20 protein-coding genes and 2 tRNA genes are annotated in these 17,624 nt (G+C 28.1%); 10 read left to right on the top strand and 12 right to left on the bottom strand.

Annotated features, from left to right (window positions below; translation table 11 throughout):
- Positions 1-220: 220 nt before the first annotated feature.
- Together ACSHW5_RS14870 and ACSHW5_RS14875 are read left to right on the top strand one after the other, a co-directional pair.
- Complete coding sequence (locus tag ACSHW5_RS14870; protein WP_435676938.1) at positions 221-490, top strand: hypothetical protein; 270 nt, start codon at positions 221-223, stop codon at positions 488-490.
- 341 nt (positions 491-831) lie between these two features.
- On the top strand, positions 832-1,698 hold the full coding sequence (locus ACSHW5_RS14875) for a YkgJ family cysteine cluster protein (RefSeq protein ID WP_435676939.1): 867 nt from the start codon (positions 832-834) through the stop codon (positions 1,696-1,698).
- Between the two features lie 137 nt (positions 1,699-1,835).
- Here the strand turns inward: ACSHW5_RS14875 and ACSHW5_RS14880 are convergent, their stop codons facing one another.
- Complete coding sequence (locus tag ACSHW5_RS14880; RefSeq protein WP_435676940.1) at positions 1,836-3,911, bottom strand: hypothetical protein; 2,076 nt, start codon at positions 3,909-3,911, stop codon at positions 1,836-1,838.
- 182 nt (positions 3,912-4,093) lie between these two features.
- Complete coding sequence (locus tag ACSHW5_RS14885) at positions 4,094-4,507, bottom strand: DUF134 domain-containing protein (RefSeq protein ID WP_435676941.1); 414 nt, start codon at positions 4,505-4,507, stop codon at positions 4,094-4,096.
- A gap of 372 nt (positions 4,508-4,879) precedes the next feature.
- Here ACSHW5_RS14885 and ACSHW5_RS14890 point away from each other — a divergent pair, with 372 nt between their 5' ends.
- Positions 4,880-5,665, top strand: a complete 786-nt coding sequence (locus tag ACSHW5_RS14890) for a hypothetical protein (RefSeq protein ID WP_435676942.1) — start codon at positions 4,880-4,882, stop codon at positions 5,663-5,665.
- A 143-nt stretch (positions 5,666-5,808) separates the two neighbouring features.
- Here ACSHW5_RS14890 and ACSHW5_RS14895 read toward each other — a convergent pair whose 3' ends face one another.
- Entirely contained in the window at positions 5,809-6,597 is a 789-nt protein-coding gene (locus tag ACSHW5_RS14895) for a transglutaminase-like domain-containing protein (protein ID WP_435676943.1), read from the bottom strand.
- A 301-nt stretch (positions 6,598-6,898) separates the two neighbouring features.
- Here ACSHW5_RS14895 and ACSHW5_RS14900 point away from each other — a divergent pair, with 301 nt between their 5' ends.
- On the top strand, positions 6,899-8,065 hold the full coding sequence (locus ACSHW5_RS14900; RefSeq protein ID WP_435676944.1) for an MFS transporter: 1,167 nt from the start codon (positions 6,899-6,901) through the stop codon (positions 8,063-8,065).
- Positions 8,066-8,299: 234 nt separating this feature from the next.
- Positions 8,300-8,899, top strand: a complete 600-nt coding sequence (locus tag ACSHW5_RS14905) for an aspartyl/asparaginyl beta-hydroxylase domain-containing protein (RefSeq protein WP_435676945.1) — start codon at positions 8,300-8,302, stop codon at positions 8,897-8,899.
- A gap of 62 nt (positions 8,900-8,961) precedes the next feature.
- On the opposite strand, the gene ACSHW5_RS14910 is transcribed toward ACSHW5_RS14905, so the two are convergent.
- A complete protein-coding gene (locus tag ACSHW5_RS14910) occupies positions 8,962-9,477 on the bottom strand; it encodes a shikimate kinase (protein WP_435676946.1) in 516 nt (171 codons plus the stop codon).
- A 95-nt stretch (positions 9,478-9,572) separates the two neighbouring features.
- On the opposite strand from ACSHW5_RS14910, the gene ACSHW5_RS14915 reads away from it, so the two are divergent.
- From ACSHW5_RS14915 to ACSHW5_RS14930, 4 genes are all read left to right on the top strand, one after another.
- A tRNA-Lys gene (locus ACSHW5_RS14915) sits at positions 9,573-9,645 on the top strand.
- Between the two features lie 106 nt (positions 9,646-9,751).
- Positions 9,752-9,835, top strand: a tRNA-Leu gene (locus ACSHW5_RS14920).
- Positions 9,836-10,777: 942 nt separating this feature from the next.
- A complete protein-coding gene (locus ACSHW5_RS14925; protein ID WP_435676947.1) occupies positions 10,778-11,089 on the top strand; it encodes a helix-turn-helix transcriptional regulator in 312 nt (103 codons plus the stop codon).
- On the top strand, positions 11,089-12,003 hold the full coding sequence (locus tag ACSHW5_RS14930; RefSeq protein ID WP_435676948.1) for a hypothetical protein: 915 nt from the start codon (positions 11,089-11,091) through the stop codon (positions 12,001-12,003). Before ACSHW5_RS14925 ends, ACSHW5_RS14930 begins: the two co-directional genes overlap by 1 nt.
- Positions 12,004-12,736: 733 nt before the next feature.
- Here ACSHW5_RS14930 and ACSHW5_RS14935 read toward each other — a convergent pair.
- From ACSHW5_RS14935 to ACSHW5_RS14955, 5 genes are all read right to left on the bottom strand, one after another.
- On the bottom strand, positions 12,737-13,168 hold the full coding sequence (locus tag ACSHW5_RS14935) for a hypothetical protein (RefSeq protein WP_435676949.1): 432 nt from the start codon (positions 13,166-13,168) through the stop codon (positions 12,737-12,739).
- A 3-nt stretch (positions 13,169-13,171) separates the two neighbouring features.
- Positions 13,172-13,612, bottom strand: a complete 441-nt coding sequence (locus ACSHW5_RS14940) for a hypothetical protein (protein WP_435676950.1) — start codon at positions 13,610-13,612, stop codon at positions 13,172-13,174.
- Positions 13,613-13,648: 36 nt separating this feature from the next.
- Complete coding sequence (locus tag ACSHW5_RS14945) at positions 13,649-14,071, bottom strand: hypothetical protein (protein ID WP_435676951.1); 423 nt, start codon at positions 14,069-14,071, stop codon at positions 13,649-13,651.
- Positions 14,072-14,082: 11 nt separating this feature from the next.
- Positions 14,083-14,490, bottom strand: coding sequence for a hypothetical protein (locus tag ACSHW5_RS14950; protein ID WP_435676952.1), 408 nt, complete (start codon positions 14,488-14,490; stop codon positions 14,083-14,085).
- A gap of 71 nt (positions 14,491-14,561) precedes the next feature.
- Entirely contained in the window at positions 14,562-14,843 is a 282-nt protein-coding gene (locus tag ACSHW5_RS14955; RefSeq protein ID WP_435676953.1) for a hypothetical protein, read from the bottom strand.
- A 103-nt stretch (positions 14,844-14,946) separates the two neighbouring features.
- On the opposite strand from ACSHW5_RS14955, the gene ACSHW5_RS14960 reads away from it, so the two are divergent.
- Positions 14,947-15,180: a helix-turn-helix domain-containing protein gene (locus ACSHW5_RS14960; RefSeq protein ID WP_435676954.1), complete on the top strand. Its 234-nt coding sequence runs from the start codon at positions 14,947-14,949 to the stop codon at positions 15,178-15,180.
- A gap of 37 nt (positions 15,181-15,217) precedes the next feature.
- Here ACSHW5_RS14960 and ACSHW5_RS14965 read toward each other — a convergent pair whose 3' ends face one another.
- From ACSHW5_RS14965 to ACSHW5_RS14975, 3 genes are all read right to left on the bottom strand, one after another.
- Positions 15,218-16,513 carry a phage integrase SAM-like domain-containing protein gene (locus tag ACSHW5_RS14965; RefSeq protein ID WP_435676955.1) on the bottom strand — a complete coding sequence of 432 codons (1,296 nt, stop codon included), beginning with the start codon at positions 16,511-16,513 and terminating at the stop codon, positions 15,218-15,220.
- 337 nt (positions 16,514-16,850) lie between these two features.
- Positions 16,851-17,210: a helix-turn-helix domain-containing protein gene (locus ACSHW5_RS14970; protein WP_435676956.1), complete on the bottom strand. Its 360-nt coding sequence runs from the start codon at positions 17,208-17,210 to the stop codon at positions 16,851-16,853.
- Positions 17,211-17,212: 2 nt separating this feature from the next.
- Entirely contained in the window at positions 17,213-17,509 is a 297-nt protein-coding gene (locus tag ACSHW5_RS14975) for a type II toxin-antitoxin system HigB family toxin (protein ID WP_435676957.1), read from the bottom strand.
- Positions 17,510-17,624: the final 115 nt, after the last annotated feature.

Here is a 17,624-nt window from a genome sequence, read left to right on the forward strand (position 1 = left end):
AGGGTTCTTTTTGTGTTTTCATAAGTGACTATAATTAAGTGTTTAATTTTTAGTCAACCTATTTCAGGAAAGTACAGAAATAGAAACAAAACCAACGCCATTAAACACCATTTTATGGACTGCCAATGTAGAAACAGAAAATGCTTTTTTAATTGGTCATTCTTCTTTTTTTGATCAAAATCCGATTCATTTTTCTAGCTACCCTAAAAATCATGAGCTATTGGGCAATTTGGTAAAGCAACCAAAAGTACAACGCATGATTGCCATTTCTAAAGGTTGGTACACAATCAACAAAAAAAATAACACACTATATTTTAACGACTTACGTTTTGGTGCTTTGAGTCTAAAATCAGATGCTGAAAATTTTGTATTCAAGTATAAAATTGAAATTGATGCGAACGGAATACCGTTTTTTATAGAAGAACCGAAGGAAAAACGAGATGTTAAAAGGTTGTTATCAGAATTATGGACGAGAATTAAGGGGAATTAAAGGGAATTAAAGGGAATTAAAACGATAATTTTTCGACATCAATTTTATATAAAAATAGGCATCAACCATTGATAAAAGATGAATTATAATTTCTATAATTTTTGTATTAAAATAGAATTCGTATTATTGTTACTCTAGAACTACAACATTTAATGGTAAACGATTTACTTAAGAATAACCTACAAAAAAACATGCCCATTTCTAATTCAGATTTAGAAAGCATTTGTCATTTTTTTAAACCTCAGGTTATTCAAAAAAAAGATTTCTTATTAACGCAAGGCAATATTTGCAAGTTTGAAGGTTTACCAATTTTACTATAACAAACTAATTTAAATTAAGCAATGCAAACAACCAAACTTACCGCTGACAGTATATTGCCACTCACCTGCTCACGCTCAGGAACCTGTTGTTTTGGTAAAGCCGTTATGTTAAATCCGTGGGAATTATTTAGTTTTAGTAAAGAAAAAGAAATTAGTCCGCGAAAATTTCGTGATTTATATACCGATTTTGGAGGAATCCGATTAACATTCAACGGAAAACCAGATAAAAAAGGACAATTAGCATGCAGTCAATATATAGAAAATCATGGTTGTAGCGTGCATAAAGGAAGACCGTTAGCCTGTAGATTGTATCCTTTAGGAAGGCAAATACAATTTAACAAAGCTCATTATATTTATGAAGGCAAACAATTTCCGTGCTTAACAGACTGTGCAGAAGTATTAGATTTACCAAAATTAAGTGTTGGAGAATACTTACAAGGACAAGGAGCAAATCCTTTTGAAAAAGCACAAGATGAATATTTAATAATCATGCAAAATATTGCTGACATTGCTTTTGAATTATTATTAGATACTGGTTTATCCGCCTCTGGCGATACAAAAACACTAGCCGTTTGGAGAGAAATGGGTACTGAAATTCCGGAAATTTTAGCAGAAAGAATTGGAAAAGATTGGATAGATTCTCTAATGATTCCGACCATCACAGAAGCCATAGATAATCCTACTGAATTTGCGAAAGAACACAACAATTTGCTACAGTTAAAAGCGCAAGAAGCCTTTGGCAGCCTACAAACACTTGAGCAAGTGCATAAAGCTTGTATTTTAATGATGGGCGTTGCATTGCATTTGTCTAGAGGTTTGGGTGCCGATACAAAAGGAGTTTCTGAACTTTGGATAGAAACTGCAAAAAGTCATGGCGCAAAAGAATAGAAATGGTTGTATTTAGCGTACCAATTTCAGTCAATTTATGTTTTAATATCAATAAAAAAAATCGATAATTTGCAGACTAAAATTTTTATTCGAAAAAGTTAGTCTGCATTTTTAAGCGCAAAAATGCTAATCACCTTTTATGAATTCAACAATTCTGGATTGCTAAGAATCAATTCTATTTTCTTTATAATTACCGTTATTTCATTCATTTGAGATTCTATATTTCTAAAATAAAGACTAATATCTCTGTTTACCCAACTTTCAGAAATAACTCTTGCTCCCAAACTAATTCTTAAAACAGCACTTTGCACACCATTTTCATAGGTTACATTTACAGCTTGCCCAATATGACATTTTTGTGCTGCAAGTCTAATAATTTTTAAGGAGGCTCCTTCAAATTGCAGAGACATATCTGAATTTAACAAAACATAAAGTTTTTTTACTTTTTCTATGGATAAAACTTCTTTATTTTTCAGAATGAAAAAAGGAAAAATTGTACGGATATTTCTAATTCCGAATTCAGTATTATTATACCTATTTTCACTTGCTTCATCATCACAAAGTGCTTCTAAGAAAGTAGCTTCTTTTATAGAATCTTCCACAAAATTACAGAACATTTCTATGCCCATATTTCTGTATAAAATGGGTGTTTTATAATACCTATCCATTTCTACAATAGCAGCTTTCCAACGCATGTATGAACCAAAATTAAACCCATCAGATAAATCATTTGAACAAAACCATGTTGTTGGCCAATCAGAATTATGGTAATATTTGGTTAAACCTATTGGCAAGGTTTTTTCTGAATCACCAATGGTTTTACTTACCGTTTTAGGAAAAATTAAAGCTCCTGAATACGGTGGTCCTGTAAAGTATTTACTTCCGGTTATACTTACAATATATCCTTTTTGCAAATATTTTTGAATATCGATAGGATCTAATCTTAATTGAGCTGCATCTATAAGTACTTGTATAGATACATCTTGAAGTGTATTCAATTGTTCCATCATCTTTTTACTAGGAGATTGATAGCCTAGTTTTGAATGATCCATTACATGCAGTACAATATGTTTGCCCAATGCATTGGTTTCTGAAATGGCTGTAAATACCTCACTATCTAATTGATTTGCAGATTTTAAGTGGCCTTTTTCATCTCTAAAAGGGATTTTTATCAAATCAATATCTCTAAAACCTTCAATTTTATCTCCTTTTTTAACCGGATAATTGAGCGCTGTATTATTTTCAAAATGACAGCCTTTTAATGCTCCTGCTACTCCACTACCTGTTTCATCAGAAGCCACTAAAATATGCGTAATTTCTTTCTCTGTTACAATTTGGGTGATGGCTGCAATTTGAAGCGATGAATCTGTTCCTGATGGAGAAAAGATTATTTGGCATTCCTCACTTAATTTAAATATTTTTCTCAGATCGTTTTTTAAGGATTCAGAAAACTCTACAGCGGTCTTCTCAAAGCCATTTTTTAAACTATTTTTTATTAAAATACTTCTTATTTTGTCTGTCTTATCATAGGCAAAATTAGAAACACTAGTTGCCGTTGAAGAAGCAAATGTGAAGGCATCTGGCCTAGGAAAAGGTCTACATCCATATTTATTTAACAAATCTACTTCATCAATATTCAATCTAAGATCTCCACCGGCCATTAATAAATATTCTGTTGGTTTTGCTAAATTATCAACAACGGGTTTCCAAGATTTTTCAAATACTTTATTGGCTGTATTTAAACCATGAATAGCTTCTAAATCTTCATGTTTTAATAAAGATTCTGCATTTAAACCTTCTACATTTTTTATTAAATTAATCAAAGAAAAATCAAGATCTTTTAATTTTTCCTTGTCTTCTTTGGGTAGTAATTGGTAAAATATTCTAGTTACTTCTAACGCGGCAATATTACACAAAGCTGTACCATGTTTTTCTGTTCCTAAAGCTTTGTACCAAAGTTGCCATTCTATGCCATACCTTAAATAAACGAGTGCTAAAACAGGATTTTTCAAATATAAAGTCCCAATTATAATAGATTTATTGGGTATAATTTTAAAGAGATTAGGTACCGTACTAGAAGTAATAATATTGATGTTGTTTACTTTAGGTACCGTGTTAAACCTTTTTAAAACGTGTACTAAATAATTCACATTTTCTTTTTCAAATAAAGAGGTTCTTTTATATTGATCTTCTATCGCTATATTATTTGTCATAAGTGCTTTTATTTAAACGTTTCTGAGAACGTATTTCTCTACCGAACCTATTTTTTACTTATTTTAAAACCAGTATCGATTTTGTGTTTTATTTGATTTTTTATTCTGAATAAAAGAAGCTAGTTGTATTTAATAAATTATTCTTATTAATAAATTTTCTCCTCTTCAAAACTTGTCATTATTTATTCATTTAAATTTATTAATTCGTCTTTAGTATCAGCATCTGCAGGACAATCACCACAAACGGCTGAATGATTAATATCATCAATTAATTTAAAGCATGATTTACATTTATACCAATCTTTTTCAAACTCATAGTCTCCTCCCTTTATAAGTATGGCCTTGCCTTCTACAAAAGCTTGTGCTATTTTTTTTAATGCACTATTGTAAATTCTGGTAAGTGTAGGGCGCGAAACTTCCATCTTTTCGGCAGCGGCAACCTGCGATAACTTGTCATAAATAACCAACTTAACAGTTTCATATTCCTCAAACTGCAAGCTAATATGAGGTGCGTCACAAAACCGTATTCCGAAGGGTTTAAATCCAAGCATTTTTGGCGGATGATCTATTTTTCTCTTTTTTTTAGGACGTGGCATTTATTCATTTTTATCATATTATTTCTTAAGTCTGTTATTAGAATTTGTACAAACAAATAATCAAAAAAAATAATATTAAATTGTTTTAAAATAGTGTTATTTAAAGAGCCTTCTATTTTTTTGCAAATTTAATGAACTTAGGTTCATAATTAAAATTATAACTACTTATTTTTGTTAATAAACTGATAAAAAAGACGTGAACTTTACAAAAATTAAAAATGCATTTATACCTAGAAATTGTTATTTACCAGCGCATTATTCATCAATATTTCATATTTCTTAATTAAAACAAAATTTAGTACGATTTTTTGTAAGGAATAAATATTTTATTCGATTGCATAAGAACATAAATCTAACAATTTAAAATACCACATGAAAAAAATTTTAACTACATTATTTGCTAGCTTACTACTTATTGTAAGCTGTAAAAAAGACCCCGCAGCAACAAAACAAATTGAAGAAAAACCGGTTGTAAGTACTTTTTCTGAAAAAATTGAAAAAGCGCATAAAAAAGTGAATTTTTTAAGTCATGAAGCAATACAGTTTGATGCTTTTATTGAATTTGGAGGAAATGAAGTTTTTAACGCTACAGTTACTATTTCTACAACATCAGACTTGTCTAAAATTACCTATAAAAATGGTGATGAAATATTTGTAAAAAAAGAAAATGTTTTTGTTTCTCCTAGTTTAAAAGACAATAAAGCAGTTCGTTTTCATGCATACACTTGGGGATATTTTTTCTTATTTCCTTATAAGTTAAGTGACCAAGGAACCCATTGGAATTACAATTTTAAAACAGAAGAAACTTCAAATCCATTTGATGTAGCAAGATTATCTTTTGAAGCAAATATTGGCGATGCACCAGATGACTGGTATATTGTATATGCTGATAAAAAAACACAACTTTTAGAACATGTTGCCTATATTGTTACTTCTGGCAAAACAATAGAAGCAGCAGAAGCAGATCCTCATGCCATAAAATACGAAGATTATAAAATGATTGATGGAATTCCGTTTGCTACAAATTGGGGCTATTATGGTTGGAGTATTGACAAGGGTTTATCAGAGAAAATTGGAAATGCTAAAATCACCAATATTCATTTTGTAGAAGGCTTTAGAAAAGACTTTGCTATTCCTGAAAACTATATTCAAAAGTAATTTACTTGTAAACAATTGAAATTTCACAAAAACATACCCTCAATAGAAAATACTATTTGAGGGTATTTTTTTAGTATCTAAATAGCTGTATGCAATAAGAATAATTTAAAGCAAACATCATTCTATCAACAACAAAATGCTTTTTAATTTTTAATTTGCACAACCGTTACAGTTTGATCTAAAGAATGTGCAACAGGTCCAAATTGATTAAAAATGGCAACATCAGCCGCATCAAGGCCATAACCTACGGCTACATAACCACCTTTTTTACCGGTTTGAGTTGCATCAAAAGTATACCATCTTCCGCCAATATAAGCTTCAAACCAAGCGTGCATATCCATAGGATATAAATTGTGTAAATACCCAACAACCATTCTTGCCGGAATACTTAAACTTCTGCATAATGCTATTCCTAAATGCGACAAATCTCTACAAACTCCAGATCGTTTAGAGTGAACTTCTGTAGCAGAAATAGGATAATCACTACTACCTGGAATATAACTAATAGTAGTACGCAACCATTCTTCTATTGCAAATACTTGTTTGTAACCCACTGGTTTGTCTGCTGTAATAGCATTTGCTAAATCATTAAAACGGTCAGATTCACAATACCTACTTGGTAATAAATAACAAAGTAAGTCGTTTGGTAAATGCTGTATTTCTACAAAAGGAGCATCAAAATTTACATCAACAAATTCAGAGGTTTTTACATCTGAACTTGTAGAAATTGTAAAATTTCCTGTAGGCGCAACAAAACGTTGGCATAAATTACCATAATCATCTGTAAATTCCATGATGGGTACATTTGGTACTATTTTAAATTCATCTCGTTCTACCCATTGTTCTGCACCACTTCTAGGACGTAACATGGATATAAAAGGAGTTGGGGTTTCAATTTCAAAAGTCAAATTACAACTAACACGTAACCACATAAGTACATACAATTTAAACAGTTATTGTTACCAAAATTGACAACTCTTAAATGTAATCTATTAAAAGGTAGAAAACTATACGTTATATGTATAAATTACACCATAAATTTGCTGAAACAACAATAATTTGCCCTAAAATCAGTAATTATTAGGACAAGTTCTATCTTATGAAGACAAATCATTTATACGTTATAATGAGAATTTAATGGATTTAACAAAAAAAAGTAAACATGAAATGAAATACCGTTTTCTTGTTTTAAAATACAAACTTGTATTGTTTCTTTGCTGAAAATTAAAATAAATGAAATCTCTACAATTAATACTTTCTAACGTAAAGTATTTTGCCCCTTCTTGGGTGTTTTCTTCCATTAATATTTTGGTAGGAACTTGGGTACTATATTTACCACATATTAAAATGAAATTTGAATTAAACGATTCTCAAATCGGATTGGCTTTATTTTTTACTGCATGTGGTTTACTTATTTCAATTCCTTTTGTGCCTTATATCAACAAAAAAATAGGTGTTGGACGCTCAACAAAAATAGGTATCATCATTTTTGCTATCCTTTTTAATTTACCTTTAGTAGTTTCTAATTTTTTTCTTCTATGCCTTAGTTTATTAATTATAGGTGTTTTTTCTGGCTTTACAGATGTATCTATGAATGCTTTGGTTTCAATAATAGAAAAAAGAGAGCAACAACATTTTATGTCTGCTGCTCATGGTTTTTTTAGCTTAGGAGGTTTTATTGGTGCAGGAGTTGGTAGTTTTTTAATCACAAGGTTTTCAAACCCAAGCTATCACATGCTGTTAATGTCGTTGTTTATTATTTTAACAACATTCTTATTATCTAAAAATTACGAAAATATAGTAGAAAATCCACAAGAAAAAGATATAGAAAGCACTAGTATTTTTAAGCATATAAAACCAATATTGGGTTTGTCTATCATTGCTTTTATTATTATGTTTAATGAAGGTGCGGTTGAGCATTGGAGTAATTTATTTTTGTTTGATATTGTTCAGGTTTCAGAAAGTAAGGCAGGTTTTGGATTTGTAATTTTTTCTTTAACCATGACTTTAGGAAGGTTTTTAGGAGACGGTGTTAGTAAAAAAATTGGCGCCATAAAAACAATAAGTTATGGTTGTATCATAGCTATTCTTGCATATTCTTTAATATTAGTAGCTAATTTCTATAGTAGTGTTGTAGGTTTTGGCCTTTTAGGTCTTGGTCTTTCTGTAATAATTCCAGAAATTTTTAGATTAGCGGGTAACACAAAAAAAATGAATACCTCTGTTGCTATTTCTGTGGTATCGGGAATTGGCTTTTTAGGATTTCTTATTGGCCCTGTTTTGTTAGGTCTAATTTCTAATTGGAGCAATTTAAGAATGAGCTATGTATTTTTATTAATCTTAATTAGCATCACTTTTTCTTTAGTGGTATTTCGTTTAGTAAGAAATCAAAAAGGATGATAATAAAAAGGAAATAATAGAGGTAAGTATTCTAAAAATTTCAAAATACATGAACGTGTAATTTGTAGAATTAAATACATTTTCAATAAAAAAAAACGCCCTTTAATTATTTTATAACGTTTTTGAATGTAATTTTAATGAACAACAAAATTAAATGTATTTACTTCTTATTTACACCTACTTTTTTAATAAATTAGAGCAGAAAAAAAATCAACTTTATTAAGTAAAATAACGATGATAGAAAATAACAACGCAGTTTCAGAAAAAAAAGACAGAATACAATTGCCATTTTATTTTAATGTTGATAAAATACTAACGGAAATAAAGGCTTTAGAAACCACAAATTTCGAATATTACAATGTAATTCAATTAAGAGCTCCTGCACATTTGGTAGATACTTCATTGCCATTTCCGCCACCGGCGGAAGATTATGCAGATGGTTCTTGGACAGATTGGTTAGATACGGATGCACAAAAAAAATCTCCTTATATAAAAAGTATTGTAGACACGTTTCAAAAGCACACAAAAGTAACTTTGGTACGTTTGTTAAGATTAGCTCCAGGGTCTGAGGTTAAAGAACATACAGATCCTACGTTGGCTTTAGAAGTTGAAAAATCTGTTATTCGATTAACAATTCCTATTTTAAATAATGATAAAGTAGTGTTTTACTTAAATGAAACTCCTGTGTTAATGAAACCTGGAGAATGTTGGTACTTAAAACTTACAGATCCTCATAAAGTTACTAATTTTGGAACTGAAGAACGAATTAATTTAACCATAGACATAATTCCGAATGAATGGGTTAAAAACTTAATTGAAAAAAATGCCAACTAATTTTGCTTTGAAGTATTGATAAAATAACCCCGTTGTGAAAATTTTAAAAACAACAATGACAATTAATGCGCTAAAATTCTAATTTCTGCTACAATTTCATTTATTTTCTTAGTATCAATAGCAATAGAATGAGTAGCCTGCGCATAAAAATAACTTCTTTCAAATAAATGCTTGGCAATAAATTCTGCCATTTCTTCATCATTTAAATTAGCCACCAATGGTCTTTTGCTTTTTTCCTTTTTCAATCTTTCTACTATCAAGCCAATACTTGCTTTTAAATAGATAGAAATGACATCTGTTTCATTCAAAAACTTCATATTATCTGCATAACATGGCGTACCACCACCCAAAGAAAGTACAAATTTAGTTTCTGAAGCTACTATTTCTTTTAAATATTTGTGTTCTATCAACCGGAAATAGATTTCTCCTTTTTCTTTAAAAATAGTTGAAATCTCCATTTTTTCTTTCTCTACAATATACGCATCTAAGTCTATAAAAGGAAGATACAACTTTTTAGCAAGCTGTTTTCCAATGGTAGATTTCCCAGAAGCCATGTAGCCAATTAATACAATTTTCATACTTAAAATTATTTTTACAAATATCTGAAAAACTTTTTTCAATTTATGCTAATAATTCAAATGTTTGATAGTATATTTGCAACCGATTTACAAAAGACCTGGTAGCTCAGTTGGTAGAGCATCTCCCTTTTAAGGAGAGGGTCCTGGGTTCGAGCCCCAGCCCGGTCACTATTAAAAGTTAAGCTCTTGCTTAACTTTTTTTGTTTCTTTACATAATTCTTTGAAGTGCAGTGTTACTTTAAAAGCTATTATTTTTAGAATGAATAAACTATTTGCGCACGTGGCGAAATTGGTAGACGCGCAGCCTTGAGGGGGCTGTGTTCGCAAGAACGTGGAAGTTCGAATCTTCTCGTGCGCACTATATCATATTATAAAGAACTAATAAACAGCTGAATAGATGTTTATTTTAATATTTTTACCCCCAAAAACACCCCTTTTTTATATTCTTAACCTAATTTAACGCTTATTAATTATGTTTTAAAAACCATCGTTTTTATCTCTTCTCTAAAACAGGTTTTAAAAATTAAAGATTCTATCGTAGGGGGTATGTTCAAAAGTTTATATGATTATAAAAATATATTTGAAGGTGGTTAACAGCAGATTACCTCAAATAGTTTTTGGTTTATAATACCTACAAAAAACTCATACCAAGATTCTATAGTTTTTTATTAAGCTATTTAAATAAACTCCCAACTTTAAAGGAAAAAACAACCTAAATACTTCTCTATAGAAAATAATTAAAACCAGCTTTATAATTAGAGTTTTTAGAAAAAATCCTAATATTTTCAAATTACTGTTTAAACATTATTTGTTACAATAAAAAAAACATTTACTAACAAAGTTGTAAACCTATAAAAAACTTATATACGCATTGGGACTATAATTCTAAAAAAAATAACCTTTTTAAAGCGACAAATAAAATACAATATATTCCACCTAAATGGTTATAACATTCTCTTCAACACTCTTATAATTTATTTTTGTGTTTTTTAAAGATTTTTCTAATTGAATTAACAAAACAAGTTTTAGTTATACTACTAAAATAGAAATTTCAGGATAAAAAATTTCTTTTAGCCATTATTTATGATGCTTTTTAAGTTAAAGTTTTATTAAAAAAAGGATGTTATATAAAGTAATCTCAGATAGTCCTAAAAATCAAATAGTTAAAAAAAAATCAATTTTAAGTTTTATTTTACTTTATTTAAACACTTGTTTTACAGTGCTTTATACTACTATCTTTGCAATGTATAACAGTGATCACGTTTACATTTCAAAATTATAAACATTTAAACTTAAAAAAATGATAGTAGAAAAACAAATCCAATTTTTTCAGATGTCTATGGAGGACCTGAGTACAATAATTAAGAAAGCTGTAACATCCGCAATACAAAATCCTAAAATAATAAATATGAATAATTCTTTGGATAAAAGCAACACAAACCCAGAAGATGATGTACTCACAAGAGAAGAAGTCAAAAATATTCTAAAAGTTAGCTATCCAACATTATGGAAGTACAACAATGATGGTACTTTAAAGGTCAAATCTAAAATTGGCAGAAGAGTTTATTACTCAAAAAAAGATTTAACTAACCTTTTAAATGATGTTGCATAATGATAGACTTAATTAAATACTTTATTGTTAATAAAGATAAATTTATAAAAACTATTGAAGATTCAGACAAAGTAGATTTAAGAATGAGCGTTAATTCAAAGACTGCCGAAATTTCTGATAAACGAATTGCACATTACAAAAGCATGTTTATTGAAACTACTATAAACAGAGCGACTTTAAAAGGCAGTATTCATAAATATTTTAATATGATTAAAGGTTATGGAAATCAAAATTATAATGATTTTAGTTACTGTGATTTCAAATACGCATTAAATCATTTGCAAAATACATTTGAATTAAAAAATAATAACACAAATGTTACTAATTTAGAATTTGGTATTAATATAGAAACAACTCAAGATCCGCAAGAGTTAATTGATTACTATATTTTAATGTATGATTATAAATTACCTAACAGAAATGAGAAATTTTATGGAAAAGGAGATTATTTAGAATTCAAAACAACTGATTATAGTTTAAAAATCTATAATAAATCAAAACAGTACTCTTTAAAAAATAGAAAAATATTAAGAGTTGAATTGAAAATTACTGGTTCTAGGTATTTGAAAAGACATTTTAATATTTTCACACTTAAAGACCTTGATAGAATTCGTTTTAAACTTCTTTTTAATAAGTTATTAGAACATTTTAATAAGTTGTTAGTAGTAGATGATTTGGCCTTAAAAAACCATGACAGAATGGATGAAATGATGCTTTTTAAAGATGGAATTAATCCTAATTATTGGAAAAGATTAACAAATTCTAAACAACGGGAAAAGTTTAAAAAAGATTTTAACATAGTTCTTGAAAATTACAATTTGCTTGAAACCAAAAAATATTTAAAAAAATTATTAGAAAATAAATATAACGAGTTAATGAATTGTGATTGTGATAAAATTGAAATGGTTGCATAAAAGATAAAGGGCTAATTGTTTGTAGTTATATAGCTTACAATTAGTCCAACTCTTAGTTTTTGTAATTTACATCTATGAAACATTAAAAAATGTGATAATAATTTTTATGACAATAAGTAATTATATTATTTTTTCACATCAAAAAACAAGAAAACTTATTGAGTTGTGGCACTATACCCTGAACTGATATTACTTAAACAAATATCATGAATCTTATCTTTTGAATAGCTGTTTATATAAGCAACTTCAGATTTTTTCTACTTACATAAAACTTATAAGTTAAACATCCTATATTACAAAGCATACATTTACTTTGTTTCATAGAAATGTTTTTCGCTCTTCTTTCAGTTGACCAGTCGAATTGTTGCTTCAATGAACCAAAAAACCATATTTTTGTAACTTTTGAAAATACTTATTCTTGTTAATAAGAGATTCAAAAATAGAAGTAAGTGTAAACAAGATTCAATAAAAACATATCTTATAATATGTGCATAATAACCAAAAAACACCTCTTTTTTTACTTTGAATTTTATAAGTTCTTATTGAATTTTAAGAAGTTTTTAAACGTTTATATTGCTTTTTGTACTATGATATAAATAGAAAAAGTAAATGGTTAAAAATGGATGGATTATTACAAATATCCAAATATTTGCTGCTTTATAGCCTAGTCCTGTAATGTTGCCTATATATTGTAAAATGTCCACACAAATATCAAATACAGTGTTCATAATTATTATTTAAAATATTCAACAGAATCATTTTTTGAAAGTGATAAAATTGCAATATTTGAGTTAGCTAATAAAATAATACCATGCTCATTATTTTTTATATCTGATAATTGAAATTTAACTAAATCTCCAACAGCTTCAAGTGGTGCAACTACATCAAATAAATAATCACGTGGGTTATCAATAGCAAAATTTCCAAAAAAAGAGTTAGCGTATCTTATTTCTGAACTAATTTTAATTTTGTAATTACTAGTAGAGTACTTTAATGCTACTATTTTTGAGTTTATTAATCGTTTAGATTTATATTTTTCCCTATCCTTTTCAGTTTTTATAGACCTTTCGTAAAACTCAATACTTTGCTCTTTTCTTTTAGAGTAAATTCCTATAATTTGAGATTCAATTGGTTCCTTTCCGATTAGCCTATTCCAATAACCCATATATTAAAAATTATAAACAAATAAGCGACAAATTTTATTCGCTTTAATTTTGAAATCATTTAAACTTAATTCACAAAGTGAGCTTCGCTTTTTACATACTTCATAAATAACTTCAGTAACAACATCAAAATGTGAATCTCCATAACTATTTGGTCTTACTCCATCTCTAAATTTTTCTGATTCACTAAAAAGCACTAAAAAAGTAAAAGTACTAATATCATTTTCTAAAAATTCTTCAATTTTATCAAAATCATACAACCTATCATAATAACTTTGTCCAATTGTTTGGGCAATAAGCATTCTATCTAACAAAATATGTGTATAAATCTCATTTGGTTTATCTGCCATTACTAATTGATTTCTTCTGTTAAAATGCTCAATTAATATTTTGGCAGTGTTCCCAGGTGAACCAAAACCATTTTTCAATATAAATTTCGTAAACATTTTATTAGTTTAATGTTATATAATTTTAATAAAAAATTATTCAAGGTGTCTTTTTTTGACTTTATCACGAACTTTATTAAGGCTATTCATAATTCTTTCGTTAGATATTACAGAATTAAGTTCGGTATCATTTATAAACTTTTCTTTAAAAGACTTATAAGTGCTCCCCAAAGAACCAATTATAGTCAATGAAATCATTTGAGGACTGTCTTTGAATTCATTAGGTATTCGTTCAATAGCTTTATTAATGTTTGTATAAAAACTTTTTTCCATCATATCTTCAAATTCTTTAATATCTCTATTAGTAAAAGGTTTTGATTCTCTTTCATTAAAAACAGTACGATTTGATTGCTGATTTTGCTTTTTTGGTGTATCGGCATAAGGTTTATTATCCTTTATCAAATTATTAACCACTAAACCAAAAAATATTATTCCTACTAAAACTACTCCTATTGACATAAAAATTGGTTTTATTGTTTTTTGTAAATAGTTTCAGCCAAATCACCTAAAGGGTCGTTAATCCATTCTATTTGAGTAGCTGAAATTTGTTTAAACTCATAAGTTACAATTTGGCTACTTAAAGTTATATCAATGCTATAACTATTATTTGCAGTCATTTCATTTACTTTTGTTGTTGCTCCTGAATTATTCAGTTGATTTAATTGTTCCTTAAAGCAACTTTGACCAGTTAATATAACCAAGCAGAAATCATTATTTGAAAATCTAAAACCAGAGTTTGTAGTTACTCCTTCTATTAGCCAAGTACCCTGAATCCAACTAGGAGGATTTATAGAGCTGGAATTTCGTAAGTTATCATCTGAAGATGAGCAATTTAAAAATAATAAAGCGAAGCAAAAAAGAAGTATATTTTTTTTCATAACTTAGGTTTAATTACAAATTAACTTGTTTTGAAATTAAAAACCTTACGGCTTTCCGTAAATTAGTGTAATTAATTAGAAAACTCTTTAATCATTTTGTCTGCCTTTGAAGATTCCATAAAAACAGAACCAACTTGTTTATAAACAATACGCTTTCCACAAGCGTCTAAAGAATAGGTTGCACCGTGTAAACCTTTTATGCTATCAACAATCTTAATTTTTTCTTTTGAGCAGTTTTGCTCAATAGCAACAGTTTTAATAAGATTTTTTTCAGTTGTACCAAAAACAGTTCTATTAACAGAACCACAAGCAAGTAAAGTTGACAGTAATGTAAAAGCGATTATTTTTTTCATAAATATTATTTTTAAATTTTATCAAATATAAAAATAAAATACGAGCATACAACCCCTAACATACAATCCCTTACAAACTACTGTAATTTTACAACTTTGCTAAATGCCAAGAAAACGTAAAACACCGATTCCTATAGTTGTAATAAATTTCGGTAAAAAAATTAAAGAATTACGTATCGAAAGAAAAATGAGCCAAATGGATGTAGGTGCAGCTTTGAATATAGATAGAGAAAATGTAAGGAAATATGAAAAAGGACTTCAAGAACCTAAATTATCTACAGTAATTAAATTTGCAAAAATATTTGAAATAAGTTTTAACGAATTATTAAATTTATAAATTACTATTTTTTTTTTAACATTAACTTTTGATAAGTTTAGTCAAACAAATCCTTATGTTTTTCCCAATAACCTTTCAACTTAACAGCATATTCTTTTGGGGTAATTTTTATATAGTCTAAAAATTGAGATTCAGTTTTATGACCTGTTATGTTCATTATTGTTAATGTTTCTAACTTACCATATAAATTGGAGGCGAATGATCTTCTACATGTGTGGCTTGTTACTAATTCGTATTTAGGAAATTTTCCATCTTTTTTTCTATGTATTATTTTCTTTTTTCCGTTTTCCTCTATTTCCATCGGACACATTTTAGCTCCTTCAACTATTTCTGTAATGCCTGCTAATTTGCAGACATCTTTAATATAATCGTTAAATTTTTGGTCACTTAAACTTTTAGGGAAGTTATTATTTCTTTTTTCTAAAGTTTCTTTTACGTGTTTATGTATTGGTATTATAACTGGAAATTTTGTTTTATGGGTTTTCTTGTAAATAAATTCTTCATCTCTATCTTTTTTTGTCAACTTTGTTAAATCAGAAACTCTTAATCCAGTATACAATCCTATTATTAACCAATCCTTAGCATTATCTAATTTTTTATTTTCAATTTTTGTTTCATAAATCTTATTAATTTCCTTAGTAGTTAAATAAATATCATTTGTCTCATAACCTGGGGAAAAGAATTCGCTTAATTTAAAATCATTTGAAACTTTAATACCTTTATTATCCGCATTTCTACAAAAAGACCTAACATCATCAATATAACCTCCTATAGTACTATCCTTTAAGTGTTGGTCATCCCTTAAATGAATTAAAAAAGCGGAGTGAAAATCTAAATCTATATCAGTTAACTTTAATCTCTTATTAATTTTATTTTCTAATGATTGTACTTTTCGTTTAGTGGTTTCGTAATGTTGTATTGTTCGTTTAGCGACAGGAGTATTTTTTTTAGTTTTTCTTGTGTGCGATTTTTTAATATATAAATCAATAAAATTTACAAAGAATATTTTTTCATCAATATCAGTGTTATTGGTTTCTGTATTTAAAAAGGCAGCTATTTTTTCTCTTAACCATTTAGTACTTATTATTGTTCCTTCAGTTTTAGCCTCTTCAAACTCTTTAAAGATATAATTTTTAAGTTCTTTAAGTTTAATGTTAAGTTTTACACTATTAACTTTTATAGTCCCTAAAACTTCTTGTTTTGATTTGCTCCATCTATTTTTTGGTACTTTTAAACCAGTAGAAACCTCACTATCAAAACCACCCTGCTTAAACCTAATATAGATGCTATTCCATTCACTATTAGTCTTTAATCTATAATTAATTGAAGCCATAAAAATAATTTAATAATTTTTACCAAATATAACAAATTACCCCCATTTTTACCCCTTTATATGCTAATATATCTAAATACTTTTAAATTAATTAAAGTTAAATTTTTACAAAATATTTCTTTATAAGCCTTAAACATTGATGTTATTAACATATCAAAATTAATCAAAATTAAAGGTTTGACTATTCTCGTGCGCACTTTAAACTTTATTGAATAGTATCAAGGGATCAAGTCCAAAAATTGTGGAATTTATTATAGTGTTTTATATCTTTCAGAGTAATACAAAAAAGTACAAATAAAATAGTACACTTCCAGTATTTATAAATATTACGAAAGCATTAAACTCCTAAAACAATAGATGGCTCTATACTTAATTTTTTACTTATTTCTCTTGCAACTTTTAAAGTAGGTTCACTTTTACCAGTTAAATACTCACTAACTCTTGAAGTACTAACTCCTAAAAGTTCTGAAAGATTTTTTTGGTTTAACCCTAATTCTGCCATACGCATTTTTACAACTTCTGTTAATAATGGCTTTGTAACTGGGTAATTTTGTTCTTCATAATCTGCAACCAAATCAGATAAAATATTGAGCTCTAAATAACCTTTAGCGTTTTGATTCTCTATGTTGTTAGGATCTTGTAAAAGCTCCTCTACACGCTCTAAAATGGCTTTGTATTGTTGTTCCGTTTGTATCATAACTAAATGTTTTTAATATTGTTAATTTTATCATATTCTGCGTGTGTGCCAATAAATCGGATATAGATTTTTTGAGCATTAAAAGAGATAATAACAATAATTCTATAATCATTACCTTTTATGTTAAACACATATCTATTGTTACCCACATAATCCACACGATTGAAAGTTTGTTTAATATCTGTAAAATTTCTCCAGGTTTTAGCACTTGTAGTATGATACCAAACATTTAATGGCATTTCTGCATCTGCGTGTTTTGTTGAAAATTCTTGAATTCGTTTATAGGTTACAATACGCATTATTTAATTATTACGATTACAAAGATAATACCAAATATTTTATTTTTCAAAATATAATTTTGAAATTTAAAACATCAATCCAAACTTATTGGGGGCTAAAATGCGTACCAACAAT

Source organism: Polaribacter sp., from assembly GCF_051251875.1.
Classification (GTDB): Bacteria; Bacteroidota; Bacteroidia; order Flavobacteriales; family Flavobacteriaceae; genus Polaribacter.

Bases quoted from the DNA above. Each gene is read 5' to 3' on its own strand.
- ACSHW5_RS14875 (WP_435676939.1), top strand. From the start codon at position 832: ATGCAAACAACCAAACTTACCGCTGACAGTATATTGCCACTCACCTGC.
- ACSHW5_RS14880 (WP_435676940.1), bottom strand. From the start codon at position 3,911: ATGACAAATAATATAGCGATAGAAGATCAATATAAAAGAACCTCTTTA.
- ACSHW5_RS14885 (WP_435676941.1), bottom strand. From the start codon at position 4,507: ATGCCACGTCCTAAAAAAAAGAGAAAAATAGATCATCCGCCAAAAATG.
- ACSHW5_RS14890 (WP_435676942.1), top strand. From the start codon at position 4,880: ATGAAAAAAATTTTAACTACATTATTTGCTAGCTTACTACTTATTGTA.
- ACSHW5_RS14895 (WP_435676943.1), bottom strand. From the start codon at position 6,597: ATGTGGTTACGTGTTAGTTGTAATTTGACTTTTGAAATTGAAACCCCA.
- ACSHW5_RS14900 (WP_435676944.1), top strand. From the start codon at position 6,899: ATGAAATCTCTACAATTAATACTTTCTAACGTAAAGTATTTTGCCCCT.
- ACSHW5_RS14905 (WP_435676945.1), top strand. From the start codon at position 8,300: ATGATAGAAAATAACAACGCAGTTTCAGAAAAAAAAGACAGAATACAA.
- ACSHW5_RS14910 (WP_435676946.1), bottom strand. From the start codon at position 9,477: ATGAAAATTGTATTAATTGGCTACATGGCTTCTGGGAAATCTACCATT.
- ACSHW5_RS14925 (WP_435676947.1), top strand. From the start codon at position 10,778: ATGATAGTAGAAAAACAAATCCAATTTTTTCAGATGTCTATGGAGGAC.
- ACSHW5_RS14930 (WP_435676948.1), top strand. From the start codon at position 11,089: ATGATAGACTTAATTAAATACTTTATTGTTAATAAAGATAAATTTATA.
- ACSHW5_RS14935 (WP_435676949.1), bottom strand. From the start codon at position 13,168: ATGGGTTATTGGAATAGGCTAATCGGAAAGGAACCAATTGAATCTCAA.
- ACSHW5_RS14940 (WP_435676950.1), bottom strand. From the start codon at position 13,612: ATGTTTACGAAATTTATATTGAAAAATGGTTTTGGTTCACCTGGGAAC.
- ACSHW5_RS14945 (WP_435676951.1), bottom strand. From the start codon at position 14,071: ATGTCAATAGGAGTAGTTTTAGTAGGAATAATATTTTTTGGTTTAGTG.
- ACSHW5_RS14950 (WP_435676952.1), bottom strand. From the start codon at position 14,490: ATGAAAAAAAATATACTTCTTTTTTGCTTCGCTTTATTATTTTTAAAT.
- ACSHW5_RS14955 (WP_435676953.1), bottom strand. From the start codon at position 14,843: ATGAAAAAAATAATCGCTTTTACATTACTGTCAACTTTACTTGCTTGT.
- ACSHW5_RS14960 (WP_435676954.1), top strand. From the start codon at position 14,947: ATGCCAAGAAAACGTAAAACACCGATTCCTATAGTTGTAATAAATTTC.
- ACSHW5_RS14965 (WP_435676955.1), bottom strand. From the start codon at position 16,513: ATGGCTTCAATTAATTATAGATTAAAGACTAATAGTGAATGGAATAGC.
- ACSHW5_RS14970 (WP_435676956.1), bottom strand. From the start codon at position 17,210: ATGATACAAACGGAACAACAATACAAAGCCATTTTAGAGCGTGTAGAG.
- ACSHW5_RS14975 (WP_435676957.1), bottom strand. From the start codon at position 17,509: ATGCGTATTGTAACCTATAAACGAATTCAAGAATTTTCAACAAAACAC.